The following is a 13,402-nucleotide window of genomic DNA, read 5'->3' as shown; positions in this document are numbered from 1 at the left end:
AATTTTGGTCGCAATTCCCTCCGATACGTCGGAGGGTGGTCATAAACCAGTAAATAATACAAACTTTTACAGCATCTTAGATAACATTCTAACTGAAAAACCCTTTCGCAAAGACAGGTTAACACAAAAAAAGTCTGTTTTGGTTAGAAACAGACTTTTTACTTATTAATGATTGTAAAATTTAAGATTTATTAACATTTACGGCTTGCAATCCTTTTTTTCCTTCGGCTATTTCAAATTCCACCTCGTCATTTTCCTTAATAGCATCAATTCCTCCGTTCACATCTTTAAAATGAACAAAAATTTCTTTATTGTTATCATAAACAATAAAACCATAGCCTTTTTCGGTATTAAACCATTTTACTTTTCCGGTATTCATAAAATTGCAATTGTATTTATAATTTTTTTTAGTTTTAGTTAACCTAAAGTTAATTATAAATCATTGAAATAATTAAATAGTTTTAAAATTTATTTATTTGGCTGTGGTGTGGTACGTAAATAAGGTTTAATTACTCTATGTCCTTTCGGAAACTTAGCTGGAATATCTTCCGTTTTAATGCTGTTCATCACAATTACATCTTCTCCATCTTTCCAATCTGCTGGCGTGGCCACGCTGTAATCTGCAGTTAATTGCAACGAATCAATAACTCTTAATACTTCAGTAAAATTTCTTCCAGTAGATGCCGGATACGTAATCATCAACTTTACCTTTTTATCTGGCGAAATCACAAACAATGAGCGAACGGTCATCGTTTCACTCGCATTCGGATGTATCATATCATACAAATCTGCAATAGATTTATCCTGATCGGCAATAATCGGAAATTCTACATTTGTGTTTTGCGTTTCGTTAATATCTTTAATCCAGCCATTGTGAGATTCAGGTGAGTCTACACTTAATGCCAAAACTTTAACATTTCTTTTATCAAATTCTGGTTTTAACGAAGCAGTGCGACCTAATTCGGTTGTGCAAACTGGTGTATAATCTGCAGGGTGAGAAAATAAAACGCCCCAACTATCTCCTAAATATTCATAAAAATCAATATCACCAATAGATGTTTTGGCTTTAAAATTTGGTGCTGTATCTCCTATTCTTAAACTCATAATATTTATTTTTTTAAGTATAATTTGTAATAATGTTTAAAGCTATAAAAAGTCTATCAAAAAAGTAGACTATTTTTGTCAATAAAATTTATCCGTGACAAATCGCTCCCTAAATGTTTATTAAATTGCTCAATTGTATAATCTGCAATTAATGGCGTATCTGCTTCATCATGCTGATGCAAAAAGAAATAAACTTGTGATAAGCCGTTAGCTAACCATTCCTTAATTCTTACAACCCACTCATCAACCCTAGCCTTGTCTGAGTCTAAAAATTTACCCCCATTACCTACAAATCGAATAAACGCTTCTGGAGTGGGTAATTCCATATGCAAACAATCTCTTCTACCGCTTGCATCTGTAATAGCAGCCCCTTTTTTTAATTTGGCTAACATGCTAAATAATTGTTTTTTAGCATCTCCATTAAACCAATCCTTATGCCTTACTTCAACAAAAACCTTTAAGTCTTTGGGTAATTTTGCAAGGTAGCTTTCTAAAATATCAATGTTATTTGGGCCAAAATTATCGCTTACTTGTAAAAAGCACGGACCTAAATATGGCCCAAAAGCAGAAATCGCCTTAATATATTCATCAGTTAAAAAATCCGTATCCTTTAACCTTTTGATGTGAGTTATCGATCTAGAAAACTTAGGGAAAAATAAAAATTCTTCATCAGTGTTTGCCTTAACTTGCTCTCTCCACTTTAAAATTTGCTCTTCTTTAGGTATGCTGTAAAAAACCGCATTCAATTCTATAGCGTTAAAGTGTTTAACATATTCACCTAAAAAATCTGCTTCTTTTGTTTTTTTAGGGTATATCAAATCTTTCCATTCCTTTCTCCCCCACTTTGCACAACCTACGTAAAACAAAGGTTTAGCAATTTTTTTCTCCTTGCTTAAAGTTAACGCAGTTTGCTCGCCATCTGGTGGCAAAGTAAAATCTACTTCAGCAATTTCTTCTGGTGCTACTCTTCCAAATTCCATAATTAAGTATATAAATAAAAACCCCGAACTCAAATAAAAGTTCGGGGTTTGTAAATTAAATATTTATTCGCTTAGTTATACACCTTAACCATAAAAACATAATCTTGTATTTTTTGCACTTGCTGATTGCGTTTTAAACCTTGCAAACCACTTCTTTTACCAAATGCAACACGTTTACTAAGCGAGTCTTGCGGAATAGCATTTAAAGCTTCCATAATATATCTAGATTTTACCGCAAAAGCAGCTCCATCAGTTTTGTGCTCTTTACCGTTAATTACACCAACTACATAACCATTGTTATCTAATAACGGACCACCACTATTACCCGGATTTACTGGAATAGCTACTTGCAAAGCAACAGTATCTCCATTTAAGCCAGTTTTTGAGCTCACATAACCATCACCTAAAACCACATCATCTTTAGGGTAACCCAAGGTATAAACCGCATCGCCAAGCCCTACGTTTCCTTTTCTGATACTATAAGGTAGGGAACCTAAATTTTCAAAAGCCGAATCTTTTATCTTTAAAATTGCAATATCATTTACTGCATCTGTATAATAACGCTCAACTTTAAATGTTTCTCCTTTGCTATTCTGCACAGAAATAGAACCTTTTCCATTTATTACATGGTAACTAGTTAAAATATATCCATTACTTGATATGGCAAAACCAGTACCACCAAATTTTGCTGGAGCATCCTCGGTTTTTCTTTTATTGTCGTTATTAATAGTTCTCACAATTATATCTTGCGAACCTTTAATATCAGATATTTTACCCGCCAAAAGTTGCATATCACCAACTTGTTTATTCTGACTTTGGATTGAATAAACCATAACCATTGCCAAAACTAAAAACGAAGCAGCAACCGCAATTGCAGATCTATTGTTTCTCCAAATTCTAACAATTCTCGATGGATGAGGCTTAACCTGATCACTTAAAGCAGCCACATCAATACCGTTATGAGCAGCATCCATACGTTCTTTAAGCAATAAAATATCAGCATATTGCTGCATCGATTCTAAAAAAACCTTATGTGCAACCACTCTATGATCAACAATTGGATCATTTGCACGCAACTGCTCAAAAGCTTTTTGCTCATCAGCAGTAAGTTTACCTTTTAAGTAATCTTCAATAATCGCTTCTAATTCTATCTCGTTCCTCATTTTATGATTGAAAAAATAACTTTTTTAGTCGTTGTAAACATTTATACTTCTGTGTTTTGGCATTATCTGTATTGGTATAGCCAAATTTCTCACATATATCCTGCATCGATAAATTGTGGATATAAAAATCCTCGATAATCGTTTTGCAAGGCTCGCCTAAACTCTCAAGCGCAACTTTCATTTTATCAAATTGCATGTCCTTTTGTTCATGCGTTTCAATATCTTCATCAATTGCTAAAACATCCTCAAAATCGGCTATGTTATTTGTTTTCTTACTCATCTGCGTAAGTTTTTTTAACCAAATGCGTCGGCTAACCGAATACAAATAAGTTTTTAACTTACTACTGAGCTCAAAATTGCCGCTCTTAATTTTGTTGTATAAAACAATAATCGCTTCCTGATACACATCTTTCGCATCGTCTTCATCGCCATTATTGTTTAAAATAAATTGTAAAACCATCGGAAAATAACCCGTATACAACTTATTTAGCGCTTCTTCTGAGTTGTTAAGTATACCTAATACTACCTCTCTATCTGTTGGAACTGAACTGCTTAACTTAATACTCACCAATTAATACTTTTAAACGTGAATGGTAACCCAATGATAGGCAAAAAAAATATTTATCGCTACAAAATGACAATTCTTTAGCCTTGCTAACTAAAATTTGAAAAGCAAAAACAGCAGCACTTATTAATGTTAGTCCTGCTTTTCGTTTCAATCTTTTTGTGTTTTTTGTTCATCAAAACTAATCAACTAAAATTCTACACCACAAAAAGTATTTACACTTCAATCAGGTTTAAAACACACATTTACTTGCAACAAACTCACAACCGTTAATACAAAAAACAACCAATGGTAACCCCAAAAATTAAAAAATATATTTGCTAGATTTTAAGGTCACCTTTTAAAAAGTTTGGCATTAATTGTAAATCAATTATTAACCAAATTTAAAAAAGAAACAATGAAAAACGCATTAAAATTAGGCGCATTAGCCATCGCAATTGTAATAACAGTAAGTTCGTGTGATTATTTTAGCACAAGTAAAAAAAATAATTCAATTGATACTACACAAATCGACACATCTATCATCGACACCAATAAAATAGATACCTCTAAAATAAATTCTGATCAAAAAAACGCCGTTCTAGATACTTTAAAGCGATAAATAAAAATAATTTAATTTTTTTTCACTTTACAGGGTTACCTTTTAAAGTTTAGGGTATTAACAGTAAATTAATTAATTATTTAAATAGAAAATTAAAATGAAAAACTTATTCAAATTTGGCTTTTTAGCTTTAGCATTATCTTTATCAGTTGTAGCTTGTAATTCAGAAAACAAAGCTGAAGGTACTGATACTGTAGGTTCTGATACTACTATCACTGCTGATACTACTGTAACTGATACAGTTGTAACTACTGATACTACTGTTGTTGATTCAACTGCTAAAAACTAGTATTTAGTCAAAACATAAAAAAGGCTTTAGCAAATTGCTAAGGCCTTTTTTGATTCTAAGCTATTTTATAGTTTTACCATTCTGTAAAATACCTTATTAATGCTAACTTTGCGGACATATCAATTTTTTCAAAACAATGAATTTATCTCCGCTTCAAGCCATTTCTCCTGTTGATGGCCGCTACAGAAAAACAACCGCTAAACTTGCCGAATACTTTTCTGAATCTGCTCTTATTAAATACAGAATTTTTGTAGAAATTGAATACTTTATCGCACTTTGTGATGCTAAAATACCAGGTTTAGAAAATTTTGATTCTAACCTATATCCCCAATTAAAAAATATTTATTTAAATTTTAATGATATAGATGCGCAAACTGTGAAAGACACAGAAAGCATTACGAACCATGATGTAAAAGCAGTTGAATATTTTATCAAGACAAAATTTGATGAATTAAACTTACAGCCTTACAAAGAATTTATCCATTTCGGATTAACTTCTCAAGACATAAATAATACCGCAATTCCCTATACATTTAAATTAGGCTTAACTGAGGCTTATTATCCAGCAGTTGCTGAATTGGTTGAAAAGATTACTGCTTTAGCAAAAGAATGGGAAAACGTTCCATTACTGGCACATACGCATGGGCAACCAGCTTCGCCAACCAAATTAGGTAAAGAGTTTATGGTTTTCGCAGAACGTTTAACCATACAATTGAGCAATTTAAAAGCGATACCAAATAGCGCTAAGTTTGGTGGTGCAACTGGTAACTTCAATGCTCACCATATTGCTTATCCAAAAACCAATTGGGTAGATTTTTCTAACCATTTCGTGAATAATGTTTTGGGCTTAAATAGAGCTCAATATACTACTCAAATAGAACATTACGATCAATTTGCTGCTCAGTGTGATGCTTTAAAACGTATCAACAACATCATTATAGATTTAGATAGAGATATTTGGGCCTACATTTCGAAAAACTACTTTAAACAAAAAATTAAAGAAGGTGAAGTGGGTTCATCGGCCATGCCACATAAAGTAAACCCTATTGATTTTGAAAATGCAGAAGGAAACGCAGGATTAGCTAACGCCTTATTTGAGTTTTTTGCAGCTAAGTTGCCGATCTCACGTTTACAAAGAGATTTAACCGACTCAACAGTTTTAAGAAATGTAGGTGTACCAATGGCGCATACATTAATTGCCATTACATCTACATTAAAAGGATTGAACAAAATTATTTTAAATGAGGAAGCGATCAATGCTGACTTAGAAAATAATTGGGCAGTAGTTGCAGAAGCAATCCAAACCGTTTTAAGACGAGAAGCTTATCCAAATCCTTATGAAGCATTAAAGGCATTAACACGTACCAATCAAAAAATAACTGCACAAACTATGGCTGTTTTTATTGATGAATTGGATGTGAATGACCAAATTAAGGCAGAATTAAAATTGATTACTCCGTTTAATTATACTGGGATATTTTAACCTCACCCCAACCCTCTCCTTCAGGAGAGGGAGTAGTTTCTATAAATGACCTAAAATAGACAACAACTATCTGCTATTTAGAATTAGAATTAATTATTTTTGCAATATAATTTTAAAGACATGACTATTAACGTATATACAGAGCAAACACCAAATCCGGCAACCATGAAGTTTATGGTAAATAAGCTTTTGATAAATGGTAGTGAAGATTTTGCAACAAGAGAAAGTGCAGAAGCATCTCCTTTTGCTAAAGAGTTATATAAGTTCAACTTTGTTAACGGTGTATTTTTTGCAAGTAATTTTGTAACTATTACCAAAACCGAGGATGCAGAGTGGGTTGATATAGAAGCAATTTTAAAAGAATTTGTAAAAGGAGCTGTAGAATCTGAATTAAAAATTAAAGATGCAACAGCAGATGAAGCACCAGCATTTGAAGGAAGCGACTTAGAAATTAAAATTCAGCAAATTTTGCACGATTATGTTCGCCCTGCGGTAGAACAAGATGGTGGCGCAATTAGCTATAAATCATTTGATGAAGGTGTAGTTACTGTAGAACTGAGAGGTTCATGTAGCGGTTGCCCGTCAAGTACAATTACATTAAAATCGGGGATCCAAAATTTATTACAAAGAATGGTACCTGAGGTAAAAGAAGTTGTTTCTATGGCATTATAACCCCAAACCTCCCGACAAATTGGGACAAGCTCTAAAGGGGCTTATCATAAAATTGATAAAAAAGAGTTCATACTTAATGTGTGAACTCTTTTTTGTTATAAAAAGCAATCAATATTATTAATTAACAGGTATTTTTCCTACTTTCGCCGCCCCACTAAGCAAAACCTTATCGCAATGAACAAGTATCTGTACGGAATAGACTTCGGCACGACCAATTCTGCATTGGCTATTTTTGATGAAGAAAAGAAAGAAATTATAGATACGATCATCATTCCATCGTTAATTTATTTTCCTTCCATTTCTCACCCAAACCAAGAGAAATATGTGATTGGTGAAACTGCAATTTCGTCTTATTTGAGCGATAACATGCAAGGAAGATTCATCAAATCCATAAAGCAAATTTTGTCTAGAAGTAGTTTTATTGAAACTCGCATACAGAACAAAAGATACAATGCATCTGATTTAGTTGCCTTAATTTTAAAAGAATTAAAACAGCGAGCTGATGAAATTATTGGCTACGATTGTAAGAAAGCAGTTATTGGCAGACCAGTATTTTTTGATGATGACAATACGCTAAAAGACACTTTGGCACAAACTCGTTTAAACAAGGCTGCACAGATTGCTGGTTTTACAGAAGTTCGGTTTCAATTTGAACCTATCGGAGCTGCATTTGCTTATGAAAAAACTATCAAGCAAAAAGAAAGAGTTTTGGTTGGCGATTTAGGTGGAGGAACAACAGACTTTACGTACTTGATTTTGGATCCTCAAAAAGTTGCGAGCAAAGACCGAAAAGGTGATATGATGGCCACAGGAGGTGTTTATGTTGGCGGAGATAGCTTTGACTCTGCTTTTATGTGGGAAAAAGGTACACCTTATTTTGGCAAAAACACCATTTATGAGGCAACACCTGGTAAACCTTTAAATGTTCCCAAATCTCTATTTGCAAATATTTGCACTTGGGACAAGATGAACTTTTTTAATGGATTAAGGATACAAAAAGACATTGAAGATTATTATTACTATTCTGGCAATGATCCGCTTTTTAAAAATTTGATTACGCTAATTGATCAAAATTTAGGTTACTCGGTTTTTCAAGCTATTGAAAAAACCAAGATTGAACTATCTAGCTCAAATCAAAGTGATTTTGTTTATCAGAAAATGGAGATCGATATAAATGAAACTGTAACAATTGAAGGGTATGGTGAGCTTATTTCAAAAGATGTAATCAAAATAAGCAATTACTTAGATGAATTTTTAGTGAACAATAACTTAGATCCAAAAAATATTGACAGTCTATTTTTAACTGGAGGTACTTCGATGGTAAAAGCGATACAGGATTTATTTAAGTCTCGTTTTCCTCATTTAAAAATAAACTCTGGTGATAATTTTAAAAGTGTGGCAAAAGGATTAGCTTACAGTGGCTATTTATTTGAAGATTAATTTGAAATTACTTTTTTTGCGTGATTTAATATTTTAGCAATTTCTTTATCTAAATCTAAATCATTTGTCTCTTTAAAGGGTTTTCCGATTTTAGTTAACTTATGGCTTTTTGAAAGTTTATAAATACTGTAATAATTTTCGCCAGCCAAACCTAAAGATACGATTACGTTGTATTTTTTATTAAAACTTGGATTAACGATATCATCAAAGCCATTAACCTTTTTTAATGTTTTTAACTTTGAATTTACTAAATATAGATGATAATAGGCATTACCGCCTCTACCCCCTGTCATTGTAAATAATACTAAATCTTTAACTCCATCATTATTATAATCTTCATAATCAACATTATCAATTATCGGCACAACATAAGATACCTCCTTCCAGAAAATAAATTCTTCCTTACCATCATCCCTTCAGAAATAAATGACAGCATTTTGTCCTTCATCTCCAGTTAAGTCTTTATTATACCCATCATCTGAAAATGCTATAGCAAGAACATATTTTTTATCAGCAAATGGATGATAATATTTCCAGCTAAGATTTTTCGTTTTTAGAATAATTGATTTTTTGAAATATAGCTGTTTATCCTGTTTACCTGTATTTGATAAACGTGATAAAATTGAAGTATTTAATGTGCAGAAAATTAAAAAGGTAAGTGTTGAAATTTTCATTTATAAGGCCAACATTAAAAATGCTTTTTAATCGTAGCTAAAATTTCACCACTCACAATTCCATTTGTAGCTAACATTTCTCTGGTTTCTAAAAATTCAGCGCCACCACTAAAGTTCATCACTTTGCCGCCAGCTTGCTGTACAAGATAAGCTCCGGCTGCTACATCGTAAGCGTTTAAATTGTATTCGAAAAAAGCATCGAACCTACCGCAAGCAACGTAAGCTAAATCTACAGCGGCAGAACCAATACGCCTTAAACCATGGCATTTCTGCATCATTTCTGTAAAAAGCTGCATGTATTGTGGTTGTTTATCAAACTGATAATATGGAAAACCTGTAGCCAATAAGCTTTGAGATAAATTTCCATTTTTTGAAACATGGATTGGCTTATTGTTTAAAAAAGCAGCTCCACCTTTAAAAGTAGAAAACATCTCTCCCCTATTAATCTCATAAACTACGCCAATTACAGGCTCATTCTCTTCATATAAGGCAACGCTAACTGCGTAAGTTGGTATGCCATGTATAAAGTTAGTAGTGCCATCTAGCGGATCAATGATCCAAGTATAAGTTTTGTCGGTAATGTTTTCTGTATCTTCCTCTGTTATAAATCCTGATCCGGGAAGTATTTTTGAAAGGTTTTTGACCAATTGTTTCTCTGCATTTTTATCTACATAAGAAACCATGTCATTTAAACCTTTATACTCAATTGCATTTGCATCAAAAGCCATAGCTTCCTTACGGATAAAATTACCCGTTAAACGTGTAGTAGCAACAACTTTAGCACAAAGCAATTCGTAGTTCATAATTAATAGTTTGCGTGTTTTTCTTTGTTTTTAATAGAATACCCTACCAAAATACAGCCAGAAATAAATAATATTGTTGAAATTAATTCTGCTTGAGTAAATGGAATTCCTGCAACTGTATATTTTGAATTGACACGAATTAATTCGATGAAGAAGCGTTCTAAACCATTAAAAATTAGATAAATGCCAAACATCATTCCTGGTAGTTTAATTTGTTTACGGATATTCCATAAAATTAAAAAGATGATGAAAGCCAATACAACTTCATAAATTGGAGTTGGATAAACTGGCTGAGCTAATTCGTTACAATATTTACCAACGCATCCCGCAATCGGATTACCTTCATTTGCTACGTTATTTGGATAGGTGTATGCCCAAAGCCAATCTGGCAACCAGGTAAAGGGCTTTGGATTTAAATTTGGTATACCCCAATCGCCATCGCCAGACAAGTGACAGCCAATCCGACCAACACTATAGGCCAACATCATTCCCGGACCACCAACATCAAGCATGTGTAATGGTTTAATTCCATTTTTGTAAGCGATGTATAATACTGCAGCACCGCCACAAATTAAACCACCGTAAAATGTTAAACCGCTGAAAGATAAAAGTCCGCCAATTGGATCTTGTATAAATGTATCCCAATGCTCTAAATTGTCAAAAATCTTTGCTCCAAGAAATCCCCAAACAGCTGCCCAAACAATTAAATTGCTCATCAACTCATGCGGACGAACAGTTACTTCAACTGTTTTTGGTTTAGGTAATTTTGTTTTTTCTTTCTCTTTATAATCCCAATAGGTAAATAATGCTGCTAATGCCAAACCACCCAAAACATTACCCTTAAGCGATAAAATAACTGTTTGAGCATCGTTTACAAACAGTTTATAGTTTAATAAAGCATAAATGAGTTTATAGCCAATAATGAAACCAAAAAACGCATTTGATGCCAATTCAACAAAAGATGCTGGCTCGCCAATGGTTACTGTTCTTTTTGTAGGCTTAAGAATTCCTAAAGCCTCTTTACGTTGCAACTCTTTACTAAACGCCCAATATCCGGCTACAAAAGCTAATGCCACAAATACGCCAAAAGTATTAAAGGGTAATGGTACATCTATACCAAACAAATAGTTTAAAAAGTGCGAAACGGTAGGAAACATAGTAAAAAAGTTTAGGCGAAGATAATAAACAAAGGTGAAAGACTAAAGCTTAAAGACCAAAGAAAGGTGAAAGTTGGAAAGTCGGGAAGTCGGGAAGTTGAGAAGTTGGAAAGTCGGGAAGTCCGAAAGTCCGAAAGATGGGAAGTTGGGAAGACTAAACACCTAGGTTGAAAGACGACTAATGAAAAAAGATATAAAACTAATGACTGTAAACTGTCTCTAATTCAGCAACTTCAACTTCTCCGTCGGCAAGCAACTCTACTAACTTCACATCTTTAAGCTCGTTTACCATGATAGGATCGTATTTAGCCTTTACTTTCACATAGTTTTTGGTAAAGCCATGCATAAATCCATTTTTTTGATCGTCTTCAAAAAGAACTTGGGCAGTTGAACCAATTTGCGATTGGTAAAAAGCTCTTCTTTTTTTATCAGAGAGGATATGCAACATTTTGTTTCTTTCGAAACGTGTACTTCCAGCAACTTTACCTTTCATTGTAGCTGCTTCTGTTTGCTCACGTTCTGAGTAGGTAAAAACGTGTAAATATGAAATATCTAATTCGTTTAAGAATTGATAAGTATCTAAAAAATCTTCTTGGGTTTCGCCTGGAAAACCTACAATAACATCAACGCCTATACAGCAGTTAGGCATTACAGCCTTGATTTTCGCTACACGTTCAGTGTACAATTCACGTTGGTAACGTCTTTTCATCAAGCCTAAAATTTTATTAGAACCTGATTGCAACGGGATATGAAAGTGAGGAACAAAGCGCTTAGAAGTAGCCACAAATTCGATGATTTCGTTGCTCAATAAATTTGGTTCGATTGATGAAATACGAATGCGCTCAATTCCTTCAACTTCGTCTAAAGCTTTAACCAGATCGAAAAATTTGTCTTTACGCTGGCCATCTCTAATTCCAAAATCGCCCAAATTAACACCAGTTAATACAATTTCTTTTACGCCACTTGCTGCAATTTGCGTAGCACGATTAACCACGTTTTCAATGGTGTCACTCCTACTTCCGCCTCTGGCTAAAGGAATTGTACAATAGGTACAAGGATAATCGCAACCATCTTGTACTTTCAAAAAAGTACGGGTTCTATCGCCAATTGAATATGCGGCAACAAAATTATGGTTTACTTTTTCAATATTTTGTTGATGAACAACTGCCTTCGGATTCTTAGTTAAATCAGAAATAAACTCAACAATTCTGAATTTTTCTGCAGCACCTAAAACCATATCAACACCTTCAATTTCGGCTATTTCAGTTGGTTTTAACTGGGCATAACACCCAACAATGGTCACGTAAGCATTCGGCGAATATTTAAGTGCTTCTTTAACAACTTTTCTGCATTTTTTATCTGCGTGATCGGTTACCGAACAGGTATTAATCACATAAACATCAGCACCTGCTGTAAAATTTACCACAGCATAACCAGCATCGGTAAACAAACGACCAATTGAAGAGGTTTCTGAGAAATTTAGCTTACAGCCAAGTGTATAAAATGCAACTTTTTTCATTGAGGTTGCAAAGATAAGAATTTGATGTGACTAAAGAGATTTGAGATGTTAGATTTGAGATATGAGACTTAAGTGTTGGTTAAAATTTACAATAAGATGTGAGATTTGAGAATGATTTGAAACCTTACATTCAGTTTCAGTTTACAGTTTTCAATTCTTAGTTAATTCAAGATTAACTAAAGTAACCAATAAAATATCTTGTAAGCAAAAAACTCCTTATCTGGAGTTGCCGATTTTAAAATCATATTAGTTTCAGCGGTTTTTATATTTGGCTCTTTTCTAAAACCAGTACCAAAAACTGTAAAGCTGTCTAATCTACCTTTTACAGTACTAATTTGGCTTCGGCTTGCATTAAATGTCAAACTATTTTCAGAAAAATTTTCAGTAAATTTATAATTATTATTATCCAACTTTTCAATAACTACCTTATCGTTTGTAGAGCTTGGTTTTCCTTTATGAAACATAATTCCATAGTTTTCCACAAAATTTCCATATTCATAAAGACGGTAAACATTAACGCCGAATGACGTATCTGGAAGTATGTTTTCAAATTTCTTTTTAGCCGCTACAATTCTTTCATAGTTTTCAAAACGGCTTTCCAAGAAATAGTCGTTAATTGTTATACTATTATAATTATGAGCCGTTTTCCTCATTTTTTTTATAACGGAAATCGGTGTGTTTTCTGTTGGGAAAAGAAAATAACTCAAAAGGATAACAAAACAGGTAGCGCCAACCTGAAAGAATTTCGTTTCAATACTCTTTCTTTGCAAAACAGAATGAATAATGGTAAAAGCAAAACTTACTAAGAAAATTATTGGAAACGTTAGGAATACAACAATTCCTCCGCCATACTCACCATGATGAAAAGATTGAAAAAGGATGAAATTAACTCCCAATGCAATTATTGGGTATGTCCATCTATTAATGTCTAATCTTTTTGCTTTCTGCATAA

16 protein-coding genes are annotated in these 13,402 nt (G+C 33.2%); 5 read left to right on the top strand and 11 right to left on the bottom strand.

Annotated features, from left to right (window positions below; translation table 11 throughout):
* Positions 1 to 181 precede the first annotated feature (181 nt).
* The 5 genes from AC07XU_RS11925 to AC07XU_RS11905 all read right to left on the bottom strand — a co-directional run bounded on the left by AC07XU_RS11925 (position 182) and on the right by AC07XU_RS11905 (position 3,815).
* Positions 182 to 379 carry a cold-shock protein gene (locus AC07XU_RS11925; protein ID WP_494943854.1) on the bottom strand — a complete coding sequence of 66 codons (198 nt, stop codon included), beginning with the start codon at positions 377 to 379 and terminating at the stop codon, positions 182 to 184.
* Between the two features lie 89 nt (positions 380 to 468).
* The gene (locus AC07XU_RS11920) at positions 469 to 1,104 is read right to left on the bottom strand and encodes a peroxiredoxin (protein WP_494943853.1); all 636 of its coding nucleotides are present in this window, start codon (positions 1,102 to 1,104) and stop codon (positions 469 to 471) included.
* A 56-nt stretch (positions 1,105 to 1,160) separates the two neighbouring features.
* Complete coding sequence (locus AC07XU_RS11915) at positions 1,161 to 2,084, bottom strand: DUF72 domain-containing protein (protein ID WP_494943852.1); 924 nt, start codon at positions 2,082 to 2,084, stop codon at positions 1,161 to 1,163.
* A gap of 71 nt (positions 2,085 to 2,155) precedes the next feature.
* Complete coding sequence (locus AC07XU_RS11910; protein ID WP_494943851.1) at positions 2,156 to 3,247, bottom strand: S1 family peptidase; 1,092 nt, start codon at positions 3,245 to 3,247, stop codon at positions 2,156 to 2,158.
* Position 3,248: 1 nt separating this feature from the next.
* Positions 3,249 to 3,815, bottom strand: coding sequence for an RNA polymerase sigma factor (locus tag AC07XU_RS11905; protein ID WP_494943850.1), 567 nt, complete (start codon positions 3,813 to 3,815; stop codon positions 3,249 to 3,251).
* Positions 3,816 to 4,209: 394 nt separating this feature from the next.
* On the opposite strand from AC07XU_RS11905, the gene AC07XU_RS11900 reads away from it, so the two are divergent.
* From AC07XU_RS11900 to AC07XU_RS11880, 5 genes are all read left to right on the top strand, one after another.
* Complete coding sequence (locus AC07XU_RS11900; protein ID WP_494943849.1) at positions 4,210 to 4,413, top strand: hypothetical protein; 204 nt, start codon at positions 4,210 to 4,212, stop codon at positions 4,411 to 4,413.
* Positions 4,414 to 4,510: 97 nt separating this feature from the next.
* Positions 4,511 to 4,702 (top strand): hypothetical protein, encoded by a 192-nt coding sequence (locus tag AC07XU_RS11895; RefSeq protein WP_494943848.1) that lies wholly within the window; start codon positions 4,511 to 4,513, stop codon positions 4,700 to 4,702.
* Between the two features lie 136 nt (positions 4,703 to 4,838).
* Positions 4,839 to 6,185: an adenylosuccinate lyase gene (gene purB / locus AC07XU_RS11890; RefSeq protein ID WP_494943847.1), complete on the top strand. Its 1,347-nt coding sequence runs from the start codon at positions 4,839 to 4,841 to the stop codon at positions 6,183 to 6,185.
* Between the two features lie 120 nt (positions 6,186 to 6,305).
* Positions 6,306 to 6,857: a NifU family protein gene (locus tag AC07XU_RS11885; protein ID WP_494943846.1), complete on the top strand. Its 552-nt coding sequence runs from the start codon at positions 6,306 to 6,308 to the stop codon at positions 6,855 to 6,857.
* 174 nt (positions 6,858 to 7,031) lie between these two features.
* Positions 7,032 to 8,297 (top strand): Hsp70 family protein, encoded by a 1,266-nt coding sequence (locus tag AC07XU_RS11880; protein ID WP_494943845.1) that lies wholly within the window; start codon positions 7,032 to 7,034, stop codon positions 8,295 to 8,297.
* Here AC07XU_RS11880 and AC07XU_RS11875 read toward each other — a convergent pair.
* The 6 genes from AC07XU_RS11875 to AC07XU_RS11850 all read right to left on the bottom strand — a co-directional run bounded on the left by AC07XU_RS11875 (position 8,294) and on the right by AC07XU_RS11850 (position 13,400).
* On the bottom strand, positions 8,294 to 8,662 hold the full coding sequence (locus AC07XU_RS11875; protein ID WP_494943844.1) for an XAC2610-related protein: 369 nt from the start codon (positions 8,660 to 8,662) through the stop codon (positions 8,294 to 8,296). The genes AC07XU_RS11880 and AC07XU_RS11875 overlap by 4 nt on opposite strands.
* A gap of 51 nt (positions 8,663 to 8,713) precedes the next feature.
* Positions 8,714 to 8,971 (bottom strand): hypothetical protein, encoded by a 258-nt coding sequence (locus AC07XU_RS11870; protein ID WP_494943843.1) that lies wholly within the window; start codon positions 8,969 to 8,971, stop codon positions 8,714 to 8,716.
* Between the two features lie 14 nt (positions 8,972 to 8,985).
* A complete protein-coding gene (locus tag AC07XU_RS11865) occupies positions 8,986 to 9,774 on the bottom strand; it encodes an inositol monophosphatase family protein (protein WP_494943842.1) in 789 nt (262 codons plus the stop codon).
* A gap of 2 nt (positions 9,775 to 9,776) precedes the next feature.
* Positions 9,777 to 10,931, bottom strand: coding sequence for a prolipoprotein diacylglyceryl transferase (locus AC07XU_RS11860; protein WP_494943841.1), 1,155 nt, complete (start codon positions 10,929 to 10,931; stop codon positions 9,777 to 9,779).
* 199 nt (positions 10,932 to 11,130) lie between these two features.
* Entirely contained in the window at positions 11,131 to 12,450 is a 1,320-nt protein-coding gene (gene mtaB / locus AC07XU_RS11855; RefSeq protein WP_494943840.1) for a tRNA (N(6)-L-threonylcarbamoyladenosine(37)-C(2))-methylthiotransferase MtaB, read from the bottom strand.
* 176 nt (positions 12,451 to 12,626) lie between these two features.
* Positions 12,627 to 13,400, bottom strand: a complete 774-nt coding sequence (locus AC07XU_RS11850) for a hypothetical protein (protein ID WP_494943839.1) — start codon at positions 13,398 to 13,400, stop codon at positions 12,627 to 12,629.
* Positions 13,401 to 13,402 lie beyond the last annotated feature (2 nt).

The sequence above is a fragment of the Pedobacter sp. GW456-11-11-14-TSB4 genome (assembly GCF_059424425.1).
The sequence above is the reverse complement of the archived record's forward strand: the minus strand, read 5'-3'. Positions and strand labels throughout refer to the sequence as shown.

What these genes read in the sequence shown, in the direction of transcription:
- AC07XU_RS11915 (WP_494943852.1), bottom strand. Translation starts at nt 2,084, where the DNA reads ATGGAATTTGGAAGAGTAGCACCAGAAGAAATTGCTGAAGTAGATTTT.
- purB (WP_494943847.1), top strand. Translation starts at nt 4,839, where the DNA reads ATGAATTTATCTCCGCTTCAAGCCATTTCTCCTGTTGATGGCCGCTAC.
- AC07XU_RS11860 (WP_494943841.1), bottom strand. Translation starts at nt 10,931, where the DNA reads ATGTTTCCTACCGTTTCGCACTTTTTAAACTATTTGTTTGGTATAGAT.
- AC07XU_RS11925 (WP_494943854.1), bottom strand. Translation starts at nt 379, where the DNA reads ATGAATACCGGAAAAGTAAAATGGTTTAATACCGAAAAAGGCTATGGT.
- AC07XU_RS11880 (WP_494943845.1), top strand. Translation starts at nt 7,032, where the DNA reads ATGAACAAGTATCTGTACGGAATAGACTTCGGCACGACCAATTCTGCA.
- mtaB (WP_494943840.1), bottom strand. Translation starts at nt 12,450, where the DNA reads ATGAAAAAAGTTGCATTTTATACACTTGGCTGTAAGCTAAATTTCTCA.
- AC07XU_RS11865 (WP_494943842.1), bottom strand. Translation starts at nt 9,774, where the DNA reads ATGAACTACGAATTGCTTTGTGCTAAAGTTGTTGCTACTACACGTTTA.
- AC07XU_RS11850 (WP_494943839.1), bottom strand. Translation starts at nt 13,400, where the DNA reads ATGCAGAAAGCAAAAAGATTAGACATTAATAGATGGACATACCCAATA.
- AC07XU_RS11920 (WP_494943853.1), bottom strand. Translation starts at nt 1,104, where the DNA reads ATGAGTTTAAGAATAGGAGATACAGCACCAAATTTTAAAGCCAAAACA.
- AC07XU_RS11895 (WP_494943848.1), top strand. Translation starts at nt 4,511, where the DNA reads ATGAAAAACTTATTCAAATTTGGCTTTTTAGCTTTAGCATTATCTTTA.
- AC07XU_RS11910 (WP_494943851.1), bottom strand. Translation starts at nt 3,247, where the DNA reads ATGAGGAACGAGATAGAATTAGAAGCGATTATTGAAGATTACTTAAAA.
- AC07XU_RS11885 (WP_494943846.1), top strand. Translation starts at nt 6,306, where the DNA reads ATGACTATTAACGTATATACAGAGCAAACACCAAATCCGGCAACCATG.
- AC07XU_RS11900 (WP_494943849.1), top strand. Translation starts at nt 4,210, where the DNA reads ATGAAAAACGCATTAAAATTAGGCGCATTAGCCATCGCAATTGTAATA.
- AC07XU_RS11870 (WP_494943843.1), bottom strand. Translation starts at nt 8,971, where the DNA reads ATGAAAATTTCAACACTTACCTTTTTAATTTTCTGCACATTAAATACT.